This is a genomic window from Pseudomonas sp. Z18(2022) (genome assembly GCF_036346535.1).
Lineage (GTDB): Bacteria > Pseudomonadota > Gammaproteobacteria > Pseudomonadales > Pseudomonadaceae > Aquipseudomonas > Aquipseudomonas yamanorum_A.
In genome coordinates, this window is record NZ_JAOTOA010000025.1 from 1 (window position 1) to 15,293 (window position 15,293).

13 protein-coding genes are annotated in these 15,293 nt (G+C 61.9%); 7 read left to right on the forward strand and 6 right to left on the reverse strand.

The features are described 5' to 3' along the window. Nucleotides 1-13: 13 nt before the first annotated feature. Nucleotides 14-718, reverse strand: coding sequence for a haloacid dehalogenase type II (locus tag V3W39_RS29220; RefSeq protein ID WP_330213859.1), 705 nt, complete (start codon nucleotides 716-718; stop codon nucleotides 14-16). A 1,852-nt stretch (nucleotides 719-2,570) separates the two neighbouring features. On the opposite strand from V3W39_RS29220, the gene V3W39_RS33885 reads away from it, so the two are divergent. Then, complete coding sequence (locus tag V3W39_RS33885) at nucleotides 2,571-3,206, forward strand: methyl-accepting chemotaxis protein (protein ID WP_371317280.1); 636 nt, start codon at nucleotides 2,571-2,573, stop codon at nucleotides 3,204-3,206. Here V3W39_RS33885 and V3W39_RS29230 read toward each other — a convergent pair. From V3W39_RS29230 to V3W39_RS29240, 3 genes are read right to left on the reverse strand one after another with little or no spacing between them, the layout of a single operon-like run. Beyond that, a complete protein-coding gene (locus tag V3W39_RS29230; RefSeq protein ID WP_330213860.1) occupies nucleotides 3,187-4,455 on the reverse strand; it encodes an EAL domain-containing response regulator in 1,269 nt (422 codons plus the stop codon). The two genes, V3W39_RS33885 and V3W39_RS29230, sit on opposite strands and share 20 nt — an antisense overlap. A 9-nt stretch (nucleotides 4,456-4,464) precedes the next feature. Next, nucleotides 4,465-4,848 (reverse strand): response regulator, encoded by a 384-nt coding sequence (locus V3W39_RS29235; protein WP_177077684.1) that lies wholly within the window; start codon nucleotides 4,846-4,848, stop codon nucleotides 4,465-4,467. Further along, nucleotides 4,833-6,188 carry a sensor histidine kinase gene (locus V3W39_RS29240; protein WP_330213861.1) on the reverse strand — a complete coding sequence of 452 codons (1,356 nt, stop codon included), beginning with the start codon at nucleotides 6,186-6,188 and terminating at the stop codon, nucleotides 4,833-4,835. Before V3W39_RS29240 ends, V3W39_RS29235 begins: the two co-directional genes overlap by 16 nt. 365 nt (nucleotides 6,189-6,553) lie before the next feature. On the opposite strand from V3W39_RS29240, the gene V3W39_RS29245 reads away from it, so the two are divergent. The 5 genes from V3W39_RS29245 to xylB are packed head-to-tail and all read left to right on the forward strand — an operon-like array spanning nucleotide 6,554 to nucleotide 12,546. Further along, on the forward strand, nucleotides 6,554-8,086 hold the full coding sequence (locus tag V3W39_RS29245) for a sugar ABC transporter ATP-binding protein (protein WP_177077688.1): 1,533 nt from the start codon (nucleotides 6,554-6,556) through the stop codon (nucleotides 8,084-8,086). A gap of 25 nt (nucleotides 8,087-8,111) precedes the next feature. Then, the gene (locus V3W39_RS29250) at nucleotides 8,112-9,080 is read left to right on the forward strand and encodes an ABC transporter permease subunit (protein WP_003209708.1); all 969 of its coding nucleotides are present in this window, start codon (nucleotides 8,112-8,114) and stop codon (nucleotides 9,078-9,080) included. Nucleotides 9,081-9,113: 33 nt separating this feature from the next. Next, complete coding sequence (locus V3W39_RS29255) at nucleotides 9,114-10,055, forward strand: ABC transporter substrate-binding protein (RefSeq protein WP_330213862.1); 942 nt, start codon at nucleotides 9,114-9,116, stop codon at nucleotides 10,053-10,055. A gap of 21 nt (nucleotides 10,056-10,076) precedes the next feature. Then, complete coding sequence (locus tag V3W39_RS29260) at nucleotides 10,077-11,069, forward strand: LacI family DNA-binding transcriptional regulator (RefSeq protein WP_177077831.1); 993 nt, start codon at nucleotides 10,077-10,079, stop codon at nucleotides 11,067-11,069. Between the two features lies 1 nt (nucleotide 11,070). Then, nucleotides 11,071-12,546 carry a xylulokinase gene (xylB, locus tag V3W39_RS29265; RefSeq protein WP_330213863.1) on the forward strand — a complete coding sequence of 492 codons (1,476 nt, stop codon included), beginning with the start codon at nucleotides 11,071-11,073 and terminating at the stop codon, nucleotides 12,544-12,546. 310 nt (nucleotides 12,547-12,856) lie between these two features. Here xylB and V3W39_RS29270 read toward each other — a convergent pair whose 3' ends face one another. Then, entirely contained in the window at nucleotides 12,857-13,711 is an 855-nt protein-coding gene (locus tag V3W39_RS29270) for an NmrA family NAD(P)-binding protein (protein ID WP_177121465.1), read from the reverse strand. A gap of 96 nt (nucleotides 13,712-13,807) precedes the next feature. Next, the gene (locus V3W39_RS29275) at nucleotides 13,808-14,251 is read right to left on the reverse strand and encodes an Lrp/AsnC family transcriptional regulator (RefSeq protein ID WP_008433323.1); all 444 of its coding nucleotides are present in this window, start codon (nucleotides 14,249-14,251) and stop codon (nucleotides 13,808-13,810) included. Nucleotides 14,252-14,381: 130 nt separating this feature from the next. Between V3W39_RS29275 and V3W39_RS29280 the strand changes: the two genes are divergently transcribed. Beyond that, the gene (locus V3W39_RS29280) at nucleotides 14,382-15,281 is read left to right on the forward strand and encodes a DMT family transporter (protein WP_330213864.1); all 900 of its coding nucleotides are present in this window, start codon (nucleotides 14,382-14,384) and stop codon (nucleotides 15,279-15,281) included. The last annotated feature ends 12 nt before the right edge of the window (nucleotides 15,282-15,293 follow it).

Below are 15,293 nucleotides of genomic sequence, written 5' to 3' on the forward strand. Positions count from 1 at the left end.
ACCCAAAACCACCTCACCACCCCAACGACTTAAACAGTCCGAGCACGCCATCCAGTGTCGGCAAAATCGCATCCGGCCGGTAGTCAGGCAGCAATGTGCGACCCGTTCCCCGATCAATCCAGACACACCGAAACCCAATATCCCGCGCCGCCGCGTGGTCCAGGTGCGGGCTGGCGCAAATATGCACCACCTGCTCAAGACTCACCCCCAACTGCTCATAGGCATAGTCAAACAACCGCCGATCCGGCTTGTACGCCCCGGCCTGCTGGGCCGTGATCACCCGGTCAATGGTCCCGCCCAGTTGGACAACATTGCCGGCAATCACATCGTCATCGGTGTTGGAGACAATACACAGCCTGTAGCCCATGGCCTTCAGTTGCTGGAGCGTCTGGACCACTTCCGGGAACGGCGGCATCGCACTGATGCGGTCCGTCAGGATCGCAGCGTCGTGCTCATCGGCCGGCAAACCCAACTCCTGCAGCGCCTGCTGCAACCCAAGCCCCGCCAACGTCCGAAAGCTGCGATGCGGCGGAGTTTGCTCCAGCGCATGTTCATGGCGGTCATACACGCTGATCAACGTCTCGGTATCGACCCTGTGCGCGCCCTTGGCGGTGAGGATCTGATCGATTGCCGCACGCAAGCCCTCATCCCACTGGATCAACGTACCGTAGCAGTCAAAGGTCAGCCAGAGCGGGCGAGGGGAGTGTTCAAGGGACATGGGGCACCTGTTCAGGGAAGTCAGTGATGACTGAAGCATAGGAACCGTACCCGTCAGTTGGAAATTAAATTACCCTCTTCAGCTCAGTTGAATTACTGATCAGCGGCAACGAACGCCTGGGCCCGACGCACCAAGGCCTGATCGAATTCCTGCGCGAAGAGATTTCACTGCCACACACTGGTGCATCCCATTGATTGCACGCAGCTTTTTGTGGCGAGGGAGCTTGCTCCCGTTGGGCTGCGCAGCGGCCCCGGCAGCCTAATCAATAGCAAGCTAGCTAATTGGCGTGTTAATTGCCTTGAGTTATGGCAATTAGACATCACTCCCGGAGTCCGCCATGAGCAGCCTGTCGAGCAGCACGATGCAGTTATCTTCCGCCGAAAAAAGCTGGCTGCCCTGGTGGGGCAAGACCGGCAAGTTCGCCATGGGCTGGTCCTGCCGCCTCAACCGCAGCGTGTACCCGGTGATGGAGCAAACTTTCGAAGCCATCGCAGAAACCCGGGTCAAACTCCTGCAAACCTGGACCCGCGAACAGTGGGAACACCTCAGCGAACTGGCCAGCGTGCTCACCCGCGACACCGTGCTCACCGACAACAGCCTGCTGCTGGACAAACTGCAACAGGCTGGCGACTTTTCCGAACTGTTTATCGTCGACCTCAAGGGCGAGGTGCTGGCCACCACCTGGAACCAGGCCGGTCACCGCGCCCTGAATCATCAAGCCCTGGCCGCCGGTCTCAAGGCGCCGTTTCTCCACGGTCCCTACAGCGACCCGCTGACCCTGCAGATAGGCCCTTCGTCCTCGCGCTTCCATGACGAAGTGACCCTGATGTTCTACCAACCGTTGACCCGTGACGGCAGGGTGCTCGGTTGCCTGTGCGGGCGAGTGCCCAACGACATCCTCGGGGATTTGATCCAGCGCGAGGCCGGGCATATTTTTCCCGAGTCCGGCGACAACTACCTGTTCATGGTGCAATCGCGCTTCGACCCGGCGCTTCAACCCGGTATCGCGCTGTCCCGATCACGCTTCGAGGACGGCGCCTTTACCCACGGCGAAAACCTCAAGAGCGGCGTGCACACACCGTGGAAAACCGTGCAGATCCAGCGCCACACCGAACTGGAACTGCGCTTTATCGACCCGGCCACCCAACAACTGCACCCCGGTGTGCGCGAGACCATCCGCAAGGGCTCGAACCTGTTTGTCACCTATCCCGGCTACTCCGACTACCGCCACATCCCGGTGGTGGGCAAGGGCGTGACCTTTGAACTGCCGGGCTCGCCGGACCGCTGGGGCATGATGTGCGAGGCCGACCTGGAAGAGGTTTACCGTCGGCGTTCCCTGAGCCACGGCCTGATGAAACCCTATCTGGCGACCATGGCCGGTCTGTTTGCCTGCAATTTCCTCGTCCGCCACTACAGCGGCTTGCCCGCCGCCTGGACCGATGCGTGCGAAGTATTGAGCATGGTCGTGGCGGCCATGCTGTTCAGCCGCCTGGGGCCCAAGCGCCTGGCCGCACGCCTGAATGAAATGACCGAAGTGATCCGCACCATCGCCGAAGGCGAAGGCAACCTGCGCCAGCGCCTGGACAGCGGGCGCATGGTCAACGACGAGACCGGCGACATGAGCCGCTGGATCAACAGCTTTATCGACCGGCTGGACTCGGTGGTGGGCCAGGTGGTCAAGGCCAGTCACAGCGTTGGCAACACCAACCAGTTGATGCTGGGCCGCAGCGAGGCTGCCGGGTTGATGTCCCATGAAGTGGCCGACGCCACCCACCGCATGATGATCATCGTCGAAGAGCAACTGGGGGAAATCCAGCAAGCCTCGGTGAGCGCCGAGCAGATGAAGCAGGCCATGGACGAAGTGGTCAGCCGGGCCCGCGAGCAATTTCTCGCGGTACAGGTCGGTACCCAGTCGATTCGCGATGTGGTGCAGCGCTCCGCCGAAAGCGTGCAGTTACTCGACAGCCGTATGTCGCAGATCAGCAACATCACCGGGTTGATCAGTGACATCACCAACCAGACCAACCTGCTGGCCTTAAACGCGGCGATCGAAGCGGCGAGGGCCGGTGAGCATGGCCGCGGCTTTGCGGTGGTGGCCGACGAAGTTCGCACCCTGGCGTCACGTACCTCCAAGGCAGCCGAAGACATTCGCCAGATGGTCGAAGGCCTGCAGGGTGAGACCCGCAAGGCCGTCGGTTTCATGGAAAACGGCGTCACCAATGTGGACAGCAGCCTGCGCCTGGCCGAGGACGCGTCTTCGGAAAACGTGCACCTGCACCAGGCGGTGGAGAGCATGTTCAGCATCATCCAGCAGCTCAACGCCCGCAGCCTGGACTATGGCAAGACCATCAAGCAGGTCAGCCATTCTTCAGAGCAGATGCGCCTGACCGTGGGGGTCTTGCAAACCAGCGCGGAAACCGTGCGGGTCAATGCCAGCAAGTTGCAGAAGCTGGTGGGCCTGTTCGAGGTCAGTGAGGCGGCGGCCTGACCAGGCTGCGTTTCTCCAGCAACAGCCGCTCCAGCTCCTGCATCGGCAACGGGCGGCTGAACAGATACCCCTGGATCTGATCGCAGCCGGCGTGCCGCAGGAACTCCAGTTGCGCCTGGGTTTCCACGCCTTCGGCCACTACCCGCAGGTTCAGACTGTGGGCCAGTTCGATAATGGTGCGGGTGATCGCGGCATCCTGGGGGTTGCTGGTGACTTCGCGGATAAACGCAATGTCGATCTTCAGCGTGTCGATGGGAAACCGCCGCAAGTAAGCCAGGCTTGAATAACCGGTGCCGAAATCGTCGATGGAAATCTTCACCCCCATCGCCCGCAACCGCTGCAGGCTGGTGATGGTGTGCTGGGTGTTTTCCATCAGCGAGCCTTCGGTGAGTTCGACCTCCAGCCAGTGGGGCTCAACCCCGTGTTCCACCAGGAAACGACCGATATCGGCAATCAGGTCGCCCTCGATCAACTGATGCCCCGACACGTTCACCGACACCTCGACCGCCCCCACGGTGCCACGCTGCCACACCGCAATCTGCTGGCAAACGTGATCGATCACCCAGCGCCCAACCGTCACGATCAGCCCCAGGCTTTCCAGGATCGGCACAAACACGGCCGGCGAGACCGCACCGTAACCCGGTCGTACCCAGCGCAACAGCGCTTCAAGGGCACACACCTGGCCGCTGGCCAACTCGACCTTGGGTTGGTAATGCAGGGTGAACTCGTTGCGTTCAACCGCCAGGCGCAAGGCCTGTTCCAGGTCCAGGCGGGCCAAATCATGAACGTTCATCTGCGCCGTTTCCGTGCTGCGTTGCTGCAGTTGCTGCTCAAGCATCAGGCTATGGTTTTTCAACTGGTCGCCGTGGGCCTTGAGCCGCAGCAGGTTGCGCACCCGCAGCCACAGTTCGACCCGTTCCACCGGCTTGCTGATGAATTCTTCGGCGCCGGTTTCCAGGCCGGTCAGCCGTGCACTGGGTTCACTCAGGGCCGAGAGCATGATGATCGGGATGTTCGCCGTGGCCGGGCTGCCCTTGAGCTGGTTGGCCACTTCATACCCGTCCATGCCCGGCATCATGATGTCCAGCAGGATCAAGTCCGGCGGCCGCTGCGCCACCAGCCGCAAGGCTTCTTCGCCACTCGCGGCACTGACTGTCTGGTAACCCTCGTGACGCAGCAGGGTTTCCAGCAGTTTGCGTACCTGGATTTCATCGTCAACGATCAACAGCGTTGCGGGTTGGCTGGCCATGGAGAGGACTCAAGTCGGAGGAGTAGTGTTCTTTTGCAGCAGCGTATCAATCACCTGGTACAGCTCTTTGTAGCGCAGGGGCTTGATGATGTACGCGTCGCAGCCAGCCCGCAGGGTTTTGTCGCGGTCTTCCTTCATCGCCATGGCAGTCAGGGCGATTACCGGGATGTGCGCGGTGTGCGGGTCTTGCTTAAGCAACGAGGTGGCTGCCAGGCCATCCATGCCGGGCAGCTGGATGTCCATCAGGATCAGCGCCGGTTGTTTTTCCCGGGCCAGGGTCAGCCCGGTCTCGGCGTCGGCGGCCCACAATACCGTGTGGCCGGCGTTCACCAGCAGCAGGCGGGCGAGGCGCATATTGGCCTCGTTGTCTTCGACGATCAGGATTTCGGCCACGAGGCCTCCGTATCCGCTGCGCGGTGCAGCGGCAGCCACACCACAAAACGCGCGCCTTCGCCCTCACGGCTGGCCACGGCGACGCTGCCACCGTGCAAGTCGGTCAGTTGCTTGACCATCGCCAGGCCCAGGCCCGTGCCTTCGAATTTGCGCGCGAGGCTGCTGTCGATCTGGCTGAAAGCCTTGAACAGCTTGCTCATGTCGTCGCGGGCAATACCGATGCCGGTGTCGCTGACACTCAGCTCCAAAAACTGCTGATGCTCGCTGGGCTGCATGGCAAAGCCGTGGGTGGGCCAGTCACCGGGTATCTGCCCCACTTGTGCACGATCGACCTCGCGCACCGACAAGGTCACGGAGCCGCCGTGCTCGCTGAACTTCACCGCATTGGCCAGCAGGTTGTAGATGATTTGCTTGGTCTTGCGCAGGTCCAGTTCCAGGGTGCCGAAGTCATCCGGGCTTTCGAGCTTCAACTGGATGCGTTGCAGGGCGGCCTTTTCCCGCACGATCAGCAGGCTGTTGGCCAACAAACCCGCCAATTCCACGGCTTCCAGCTCCAGGTCCATCATTCCGGCCTCGACCTTGGACAGGTCGAGGATGTCGTTGATCAGCGACAGCAAGTGCTGGCCGCTGGTGAAGATGTCGCCGATGTATTCGCGCTGGATATCGCTCATGTCGCCCACCAGGCCGTCCTTGAGCGCCTCGGAAAAACCGATCACCGCATTCAGCGGCGTGCGCAGCTCGTGGGACATGGTGGCGAGGAACTCGGACTTCATGTGGCTGGCGTGTTCCAGCTCCAGGTTCTTTTCTTCCAGGGCGCGCTCGAAGCCTTTGCGTTCCGCCTCTTCCTGCTTGCGCGCAGTGTTGTCGGTGCCGATCAGCAGGTAGCCGATGATCGCGTCGTTCTTATTGCGAAGGGCCGTCACCGAGACCATGGCCGACAGGCGACTGTTGTCCTTGCGGATATAGGTCAGCTCGTAAATGTCTTCGATGCCCCGGGACGCCTTGAACACCAGGGCTTCAAAGCCGGGGGTGATCGGCGTGTCGAGTTCCAGGCTGAGGGCGGCGGCGCGGGTGATCAGTTCGGCGGGGTCGGAAATGTCGGCCGGGGTGACGCGGTTCAGCACGTCGGCAGCGGCATAGCCAAGCATGCGTTCGGCGCCGACGTTAAAAATCTGGATCACGCCTTTTTCGTCGGTGGCGATGCTGGAGAAATAGGCGCTGTTGAAGATCGCGTCTTGCAGGGCACCGGTCTTGAGCAGGGTTTTCTGGCGTTTGAATTCGACGATTTTTTCGGCCCGGGATTGGGGTTCGGGCGAGTTATCGGGAGCAGGTTTTTCCATCGCGGGGCGTTCCGTGGACTTCAGGCCCGACGCTGCCACAGGCAGCGCCGCAGAGCATGCTCACAGAAGATCGCACGGGTGCGATGAGGAGGAGATGAGGTCTTTGGACAATAGCAGAGAAAGTGGCGTTTTGATGGCTGGCCGCATGGTTTTTACATTCGCACGGATGGAGGAGGCGCAATGATCAGCCAATCACCAAATGAAGCTTTCTTCATCAGGTGAAACGTTTAATCAATCGACAAAACGCCTACGCAAGCGCTTGCGTTAACAAATGTATCTGATTAGAGTCGGCTGCAATCAGGTCTGCCGATGGCTGTCGTCGGCACACGCTTGAACACAACAATAATAAAACCAGGAGCTCAGTCATGAGCCTTGAACCCTTGCTTGAAATGCAGGGCATCAGCAAGACCTTCAACGGCCTGCGGGTGCTCAAGAACGTCAGCCTGAAAGTCTATGCCGGTGAAATCCACGCCTTGATGGGTGAGAACGGCGCCGGCAAATCGACGTTGATGAAGATCCTCTCCGGGGCCTACCAGGCCGATGACGGCGGCACCATCCGCATCGATGGCCAGCCCGTCGCCAGCTACAACCCAGCCTCCGCCAAAGCCCTCGGCATTGCCGTGATCTACCAGGAACTCAGCCTGTGCCCGAACCTCACAGTGGCCGAGAACATCTACCTGGGCCGTGAACTGCGCCGTGGCTGGACCATCGACCGCAAGGGCATGGAAGCCGGGGTGGCCGAGGTGCTGGCGCGGCTCGGTGCGGAGTTCCTGCCCACCACCCGCGTCGCCAGCCTGTCCATCGCCGAGCGCCAACTGGTGGAAATCGCCCGGGCCCTGCATGCCCACGCGAAAATCCTGGTGATGGATGAGCCCACCACGCCGCTGTCCTCCCGGGAGACCGACCGCCTGTTCGCGCTGATCAAACAGCTGCGCAGCCAGGGCTTGGCGATCATCTACATCAGCCACCGCATGGCCGAAATCTACGAGTTGTCGGACCGGGTCTCCGTGCTGCGGGACGGCGAGTACGTCGGCGAACTGGCGCGGGAGGTGCTGTCGGCCGAGGTGCTGGTGAAGATGATGGTGGGCCGCGACCTGTCGGGTTTCTACAAGAAGGAACACGCCGCCTACGACCCAGGCAAAGTGGTGATGCGCGTGCGTGACATGGCCGATGGCAAGCGCGTGCGCAACTGCAGCTTCGACCTGCACGCCGGTGAAGTGCTGGGCATCGCCGGGCTGGTGGGCGCTGGTCGTACCGAGTTGGCGCGGCTGATCTTTGCCGCCGACCCGCGTACTTCCGGCACCCTGGAGGTGGTCGGCAAGACCGTGACCCAACTGCGCAACCCGGCGGACGCGATCCGTGCCGGCGTGGTGTACCTCACTGAAGACCGCAAGGCCCAGGGCCTGTTTCTCGACATGAGCGTGGCCGACAACATCAACGTCTGCGCCTGTGTGCCGGATGCCCATGCCGGCGGCGTGCTCGACCGGGGCCACGCTGCACAACGGGCGCGGGACGCGATCAAGTCACTGTCGATCCGCGTGGCGTCGGGCAAGGTCAATGTCGGCGCGTTGTCCGGCGGCAACCAGCAGAAGGTGCTGCTGGCGCGGTTGCTGGAGGTCAAGCCCCACGTACTGATCCTCGACGAACCGACCCGTGGCGTGGACATCGGCTCCAAATCCGAGATCTACCGCATCATCAACCAACTGGCCAAGGCCGGCGTGGGCATCGTGGTGATCTCCAGCGAGTTGCCGGAAATCATCGGCACCTGCGACCGCGTGCTGATCATGCGCGAAGGGCAACTGGTGGCCGAAGTCGGCGGGGCATCGGGGCTGGACATTTCCCAGGAGGCGATTATCGACCTCGCCACCGGCAGCGAACAGGTGGCCGCCCATGGCTAATTCAACAACAAGCGGGAGCAACACCATGACTGTGGCAACGATCGGCAAGGCTGAGCGTATTCGCGAACTGATGCGCACAGTGGGCATGTTGCCGGTGCTGGTGCTGCTGTTGGTGGGCTTTGCCCTGGCCAGCGAAAACTTCATGACGGTGCAGAACCTGTCGATCATCACCCAGCAGGCTTCGGTCAACGTGGTGCTGGCGGCGGGCATGACCTTTGTGATCCTCACGGCGGGCATCGACCTGTCGGTAGGCGCGATTCTCGCGGCCTCGGCGGTGGTGGCGCTGCAAGCGTCGATGTCGCCGCAATTCGGCATGTTCGGGATTGCCGCCGGGGTCGGCTTCGGCCTGTTGCTGGGCCTGGTCAACGGCGGGCTGATCGCCTTTATGCGCCTGCCGCCGTTTATCGTCACCCTGGGTGCGCTGACTGCCATGCGCGGTTTGGCGCGCCTGTTGGCTGACGACAAAACCGTATTCAACCCCGACCTGCCGTTCGCCTTTATCGGCAACGATTCAGTGCTGGGCGTGCCATGGCTGGTGATCATCGCGGTGGCCGTTATCGCGCTGTCGTGGTTCATCCTGCGGCGCACGGTGATGGGGGTGCAGATCTACTCCGTGGGCGGTAACCCGGAAGCGGCGCGCTTGTCGGGGATCAAGGTGTGGAAAGTTTTGCTGTTCGTCTATGCCATGTCCGGTGCCCTGGCGGGGCTGGGTGCGGTGATGAGCGCGTCACGCCTGTTTGCCGCCAATGGCCTGCAACTCGGGCAATCCTATGAGCTGGATGCGATCGCGGCGGTGATTCTCGGCGGCACCAGTTTTACCGGCGGCGTCGGCACCATCGGCGGCACGCTGATCGGTGCGCTGATCATCGCGGTATTGACCAACGGCCTGGTGCTGCTGGGCGTCTCGGATATCTGGCAGTACATCATCAAGGGCATCGTGATCATCGGCGCAGTCGCGCTGGATCGTTATCGCCAGTCCGGCGCACGGACCTGATTTCACTCAAACAACAATCACAAGAGAGTCATCATGAACTTCAAACGCATGTTTCCTGTTGTCGCCTCCCTGGGCGTTGCCGTGTTGATGTCCCACGCCGTAGAGGCCCGCGAACTGAAAGCCATCGGCATCAGCATGGGTTCCCTGGGCAACCCGTATTTCGTGACCCTGGCCGACGGCGCCACGGCCCGCGCCAAGGAGCTGAACCCGGCGGTCAAGGTGACCTCGGTGTCGGCCGACTATGACCTGAGCAAGCAGTTCTCGCAGATCGACAACTTCATCTCGTCCAAGGTCGACCTGATCCTGATCAACGCTGTCGACCCGTCGGCCATGGCCTCGGCGATCAAGAAAGCCCGTGACGCCGGGATCGTGGTAGTGGCGGTGGATGTGGACGCCAAGGGCGTGAACGCCACGGTGCAGACCGACAACGTCGAAGCCGGCAAGCTCGCCTGCCAGTTCATCGTCGACAAGCTCTCGGGCAAGGGCAATGTGATTATCCAGAACGGCCCGCAAGTGACGGCCGTGACCGATCGCGTCAAAGGCTGTAAAGCCGCGCTGGCCGGCGCGCCGGATATCAAGGTGCTGTCTGATGACCAGGACGGCAAAGGCTCCCGCGAAGGTGGCCTGAACGTGATGCAGGGCTACCTCACGCGCTTCCAGAAAATCGACGGCCTGTTTGCGATCAACGACCCGCAAGCCATCGGCAGTGACCTGGCGGCCAAGCAGTTGAAGCGCAGCGGCATCATCATCACCTCCGTGGACGGCGCGCCGGACATCGAGAATGCCCTGAAGACCGACACCCTGATCCAGGCCTCCGCCAGCCAGGACCCTTGGGCCATGGCTCAGACCGCCGTCAACGTCGGCAATGACATTCTCAATGACAAACAACCCGCAGAAGCGGTTACCCTGCTGGCGCCAAAATTGATCACCCGCGACAACGTCGGTTCCTACAGCGGTTGGTCAAGCAAACATTAAAAGAACGCAGGAGTGAGCACCGTGGCAACCATGGAGGATGTGGCAAGAATTGCAGGAGTGTCGACGTCGACGGTTTCCCACGTCTTGAACGGCACCCGCAAGGTCAGCCCGGACACGGTGCAAGCGGTGCAGAGCGCGATCCGGCAGTTGGGCTACATCCCCAATACGCTGGCGCGCTCCCTGGCCCGGTCCACCACCAACACGATTGGCGTGGCGATCTCGGCGCTGTCCAACCACTACTTCAGTGAAACGGTGCACGCGATGGAAACCGAGTGCGCCAAACACGGCTACATGATGTTGTTTGTCGACACCCACGACGATCCCGAGCAGGAATTGCGCGTGGTCACGGCGCTGCACCACCGGCGGGTGGACGGCATTCTGCTGGCGCCGTCCACCGGTTCACTGGCCCTGGAATACCTGCTGGCCAATGAAGTGCCGGCGGTGTTGGTGGACCGGATGATGAGCGACCGCTTTGATCAGGTCGGGGTGGAAAATACCCAGTCCACCCAGGCGCTGGTGGCGCACCTGATCGAGCATGGCCACCGGCGCATCGGCTTTATATCCGGGCGGGCAGGGCTGGGCACTTCCGATGAGCGTGTGGCCGGTTATCAAGCCGCATTGCTTGCGGCACAATTACCGTTTGACCCGCAATTGCTGGTCAATGGCGGCTCCAGCAGCGAGCCGGCACGACAGGCCACGCAGCAACTATTGGCCTTGGACACACCGCCCACGGCGATCATGGCGGGCAACAACCTGATGACCCTCGGCGCAATGCATGCCTTGCGCGATGCACGCATCGAGGTGCCCGGGCAAATGGCACTGGTGGGCTTCGATGATTTTGAATGGGCGGACTTCTTCGTGCCGCGCCTGACCCTGATCGCGCAGCCGGTCCAGGAGTTGGGAGCGCAGGCGGTCAACCTGCTGCTTGAGCGCATGGCGTCGCCCAAGCGTAAAAAACACAGCGTGCGGCTCGCGCCCACCCTGAAGATTCGTAACTCATGCGGCTGCCCCTGATATGAACAACCCGGTTTCCCTTGGCATTGATCTTGGCACCTCGGAACTCAAGGCGATCCTGATGGACGAGCAAGGCCGCGTCCTCGCCCATGCCGGTGCGCGGCTGACGGTCTCGCGCCCGCACACGGGCTGGTCCGAGCAAGCCCCTGAGGATTGGTGGCAAGCGTGCCTGAAGGCTCTGGACCAATTGCGCGCGGATCAGCCGGATGCCTATGGCCGGGTCAGTTGCATCGGTTTGTCCGGGCAGATGCACGGCGCGGTATTGCTGGGGCAGGACGACCGGGTGTTGTACCCGGCGATTCTCTGGGACGACTCCCGCGCCATGGCCCAGGCCGAGGCGTTGGGCAGCGAATTTGCCGAGGTCACCGGCAGTTTGCCGATGGCCGGCCTCACGGCGCCCAAGCTGCTGTGGCTGCAAGCGCATGAACCGGCGGTATTCAGCGCCATTGATTGCGTACTGTCGCCCAAGGATTACCTGCGTCTGCGCTTGAGTGGCGAGCGCGTCAGCGACGTGTCCGATGGCGCCGGGACGCTGTGGCTGGATGTGGCCAACCGCGAGTGGTTTGAACCGATGCTGCAGGCGACGGGTTTGCGATTGGCACAGATGCCAAGGCTGGTGGAAGGCGGGGCCGCCAGTGCTTATTTAAATGCCGCTGCGGCGCTGCGCCTGGGCTTGGCCGAGGGCCTGGTGATTGCCGGCGGTGGCGGGGACAACCCGGTGGCCGCGGTGGGCATCGGCGCGGTGAATGCCGGTGACGCGTTTATCACCCTCGGCACAAGTGCGGCCATTGTTGCGATTACCGATCATGCGGCGGGCAATCCGGAGAGTGCCGTGCATAGCTTTTGCCATGCACTGCCCAATCGCTGGTACACCATGGGCGCCATGTTGGCCGGAGCCAGCTGCTTGCGCTGGGTGACCCGTTTGACGGGTACTGCTGATGAACAGGCGTTGCTGGATCAGGTGCAGGCCGAGTGGCCAATCGGCCAGGGCGTGCCGGTTTCCAATCCACTGTTCTTGCCGTACCTGGCGGGTGAGCGCACACCTCACAATGATCCGTTGTTGCGGGGTGGCTTCATGAACCTGGGGCATGACTGCACGCCGGCGATGCTGGGTTATGCGGTGATGGAGGGGGTCGGGTTCGGGCTGCTGGATGCGTTGCATGCGGTGCAGTCAGCCGGAGCCGCGGTGGGCGCTTGTGCACTGGTGGGCGGTGGCGCACGCAGTGAGTATTGGGCGCAGTTGCTGGCCAATATCCTTGGGCGGGAGATCTACACGTTGCACGGCAGTGAGCTGGGCGCGTGTATTGGAGCGGCGAAGTTAGGGTTTGTGGCGAGCGGGCAGGGCGCGGCGCTGTTGCAGGCGGGGATGCCGGTGAAGGCCCGGTTTTTCCCGGATGGCGCTCAAGCTGCTGTGCTGCAGGCGCGTTATCGCAAGTTCCAGGGACTGTTGGGCGCCGCCAAAGCGTTGCACGATTAGGGAGGTGACCCTGTGGCCAGGGAGCTTGCTCCCGCTGGAGTGCGCAGCGCTCCCAAAGATTCCGGGGCCGCTGCGCAGCCCAGCGGGAGCAAGCTCCCTCGCCACAAAAGCCCTCCAGGCCAGATTTAGGCGTTGGCAGCAGTGCTGCAGGCGTGTTGGGCGCCGCCAAGGCGTTGCACGGTCAGGGAGGTGACGCTGTGGCGAGGGAGCTTGCTCCCGCTGGAGTGCGCAGCGCTCCCAAAGATTCCGGGGCCGCTGCGCAGCCCAGCGGGAGCAAGCTCCCTCGCCACGAAAGCCCGCCAGGCGGGATTTAGGCGGTGGCAGCAAGTTCGCGCAATACTTTCAGCAACGTGGTTTCTCCCTTGACCACCTGCGCCTGCTCAAAGCAGATCCAACCTTCATTGAACCCATCGATCATGCGCATCCGCGGCAGTGGATTCTGCGCACCTTGCTCACGAAACATCGGCTCCCACGTATCCCGAGGCACCACCCGCGCGGTCACGCCGCGATCAAGCACTTCGGTCAATGTCCGGGCGATGTCGTTCGGGCTGACCCACTGGCCTTCAAGTTCAACCACCCGGCGCCCGGTCCAGTGTTGCAACAACAGTTGTGCGGCGAGACGGCCGACATCGGCGGTGGCAATCATCGGCACGGCTTTGTCCAGCGGCTGCAGGAAGCTGTTGATCACCCCGTGCTCGCGGGCGGCAACCACATCATAGGCGGCGTTTTCCATAAACCAGCCCGGGCGCAGGAAGGTCACCGGCACCTTCAATTCACTCAGGGCCTGTTCCATCAGGGTGCGCTGGGTCAGCAAGTTAAGCTGCTCGGCCTGGGCGCCAATGGTCGACAGGCACACCACCTTTTGCGGCGCAGCCGCCTCGATGGCCTGGGCAACGGCGGCAATCACCTTGCGCGCCTCGGGAAAACCCGGTTCAGGGTCGAAATCCGACGGCGGCAGGATGAACACGCCGGTGGCGCCCTTGAACGCTTCGGTCAGTGCAGCGGCGTCATCCATGTTGGCGATGGCGACCTCGCAACCGAGCGCGGCCCATTCGGCACCCTTGGCGGCATCGCGGATCACCGCACGCACGGGTTGATGATCATCGAGGAGAAACCGCGCCAGGGCGCCGCCGACTTTGCCTGTGATTCCGGTAATGACATACATGGTGTTTACGCCTGTTGTTCCAATGGGTGGATCAAGCATAAACAGCGCGCCAGATGGACAGAATAGCGATCCCGTCATTGCATCAGTGACTCAGCGTCACGAGTCGCCCAGCGGCGGCAACCGGCGCTTTACCGGGGTTTTCTTGACGATGGCGGTGTTGGTTTCGGCATACGCGTTGAGCCGGTCCAGTAGCGTGTCCAACTGATCCATGGTGCGCACATGCAGGCGTGCGATGAAGCAATCATCGCCGGTCACCTTGTCGCATTCGGTGAACTCGGGGATCGCCTGGATCTGCCGTTCCACTTCCTGCAATTTCCCGGGCAACGGGCGAATACGCACAATGGCTTGCAGCAAGTAGCCGAAATGTTTGGGGTCGATGTCCACGGTGTAATTCTTCAGGACGCCGCGCTCTTCCAGACGCCGCAGCCGCTCGCCGACGCTGGGGGAGGAGAGGCCGGTGATGCCCGCCAAGGCCTTGAGGGACAGACGCGAATCGTCCATCAGCGCGGCGATCAGTTGCTGGTCAATACTGTCAATCATGGTCGCTCCGAAAGCCATTGCTCGGGTTTGCCTAATAAGAATAGGCGAAAGCTACGGTTCGCCTAATTTAGAATCTGGAGTCGCTATTGGCGAGATTGCCATAATTGAGCCTCACTTGAGGAGCTTGATCATGGACAAATCCATACGTCGCGGGTCATGGGAAATGGTCGCCGCCATGCTGATATCCGGCACCATCGGCTGGTTTGTGCTGGTGTCGGGCGTGCCGGTGGTAGAGGTGGTGTTCTGGCGTTGCGTGATCGGCGCGGTCACGTTGCTGGTGGTGTGCTGGCTGATGGGCTATCTGCGCCTGGAGTTGCTGAGCTACGCCAAATTGGGGCTGGCGATGCTCAGCGGCGTGGCGATTGTGGGCAATTGGTTGCTGCTGTTCGAGTCCTATGCCAAGGCATCAATTTCCATCAGCACGGCGGTGTATAACGTGCAGCCCTTCATGCTGGTGATGCTGGCAGCGGTGTTCCTGGGCGAGAAAATTACCGTGCAGAAGCTCGCCTGGCTGAGCGTGGCGTTTGTGGGGATGCTGGCGATTGTCACCGCCCACGGCGATCAGCAAAACACCGGGGACGACTACCTGGCTGGGGTGGGGTTAGCGCTGGGCGCAGCGTTCCTGTATGCGATTGCAGCGCTGATCATCAAGCGTTTGAAAGAAGTGCCGCCGCACCTGATGGCGTTGATCCAGGTGACCACGGGCGCCTTGCTGCTGGCGCCGCTGATGCAGTGGCAGAGCCTGTCCGCCTCGATGGATTCGTGGGCGGCACTGCTGACCCTGGGCGTGGTGCATACCGGCTTGATGTACGTGTTGCTGTATGGGGCGATCCAGAAGTTGCCCACGGCAGTCACCGGAGCGCTGTCGTTTATCTACCCGATCGCGGCCATTTTTGTCGATTGGATCGCCTTTGGTCATCGCCTCGGCTGGCTGCAATGGATCGGTGTGGCGGCGATTCTGCTCGCGGCGGCGGGGCTGCAGCGGGGTTGGTGGTGGCGCCCGAAGGCGTTGCCAGGGCATGTTTCATGAAGCACTGATAGC

Coding starts and splice junctions, on each gene's coding strand:
- V3W39_RS29220 (WP_330213859.1), bottom strand. CDS start 718: ATGTCCCTTGAACACTCCCCTCGCCCGCTCTGGCTGACCTTTGACTGC.
- V3W39_RS29230 (WP_330213860.1), bottom strand. CDS start 4,455: ATGGCCAGCCAACCCGCAACGCTGTTGATCGTTGACGATGAAATCCAG.
- V3W39_RS29250 (WP_003209708.1), top strand. CDS start 8,112: ATGACTGTGGCAACGATCGGCAAGGCTGAGCGTATTCGCGAACTGATG.
- V3W39_RS29240 (WP_330213861.1), bottom strand. CDS start 6,188: ATGGAAAAACCTGCTCCCGATAACTCGCCCGAACCCCAATCCCGGGCC.
- V3W39_RS29275 (WP_008433323.1), bottom strand. CDS start 14,251: ATGATTGACAGTATTGACCAGCAACTGATCGCCGCGCTGATGGACGAT.
- V3W39_RS33885 (WP_371317280.1), top strand. CDS start 2,571: ATGGACGAAGTGGTCAGCCGGGCCCGCGAGCAATTTCTCGCGGTACAG.
- xylB (WP_330213863.1), top strand. CDS start 11,071: ATGAACAACCCGGTTTCCCTTGGCATTGATCTTGGCACCTCGGAACTC.
- V3W39_RS29280 (WP_330213864.1), top strand. CDS start 14,382: ATGGACAAATCCATACGTCGCGGGTCATGGGAAATGGTCGCCGCCATG.
- V3W39_RS29255 (WP_330213862.1), top strand. CDS start 9,114: ATGAACTTCAAACGCATGTTTCCTGTTGTCGCCTCCCTGGGCGTTGCC.
- V3W39_RS29245 (WP_177077688.1), top strand. CDS start 6,554: ATGAGCCTTGAACCCTTGCTTGAAATGCAGGGCATCAGCAAGACCTTC.
- V3W39_RS29270 (WP_177121465.1), bottom strand. CDS start 13,711: ATGTATGTCATTACCGGAATCACAGGCAAAGTCGGCGGCGCCCTGGCG.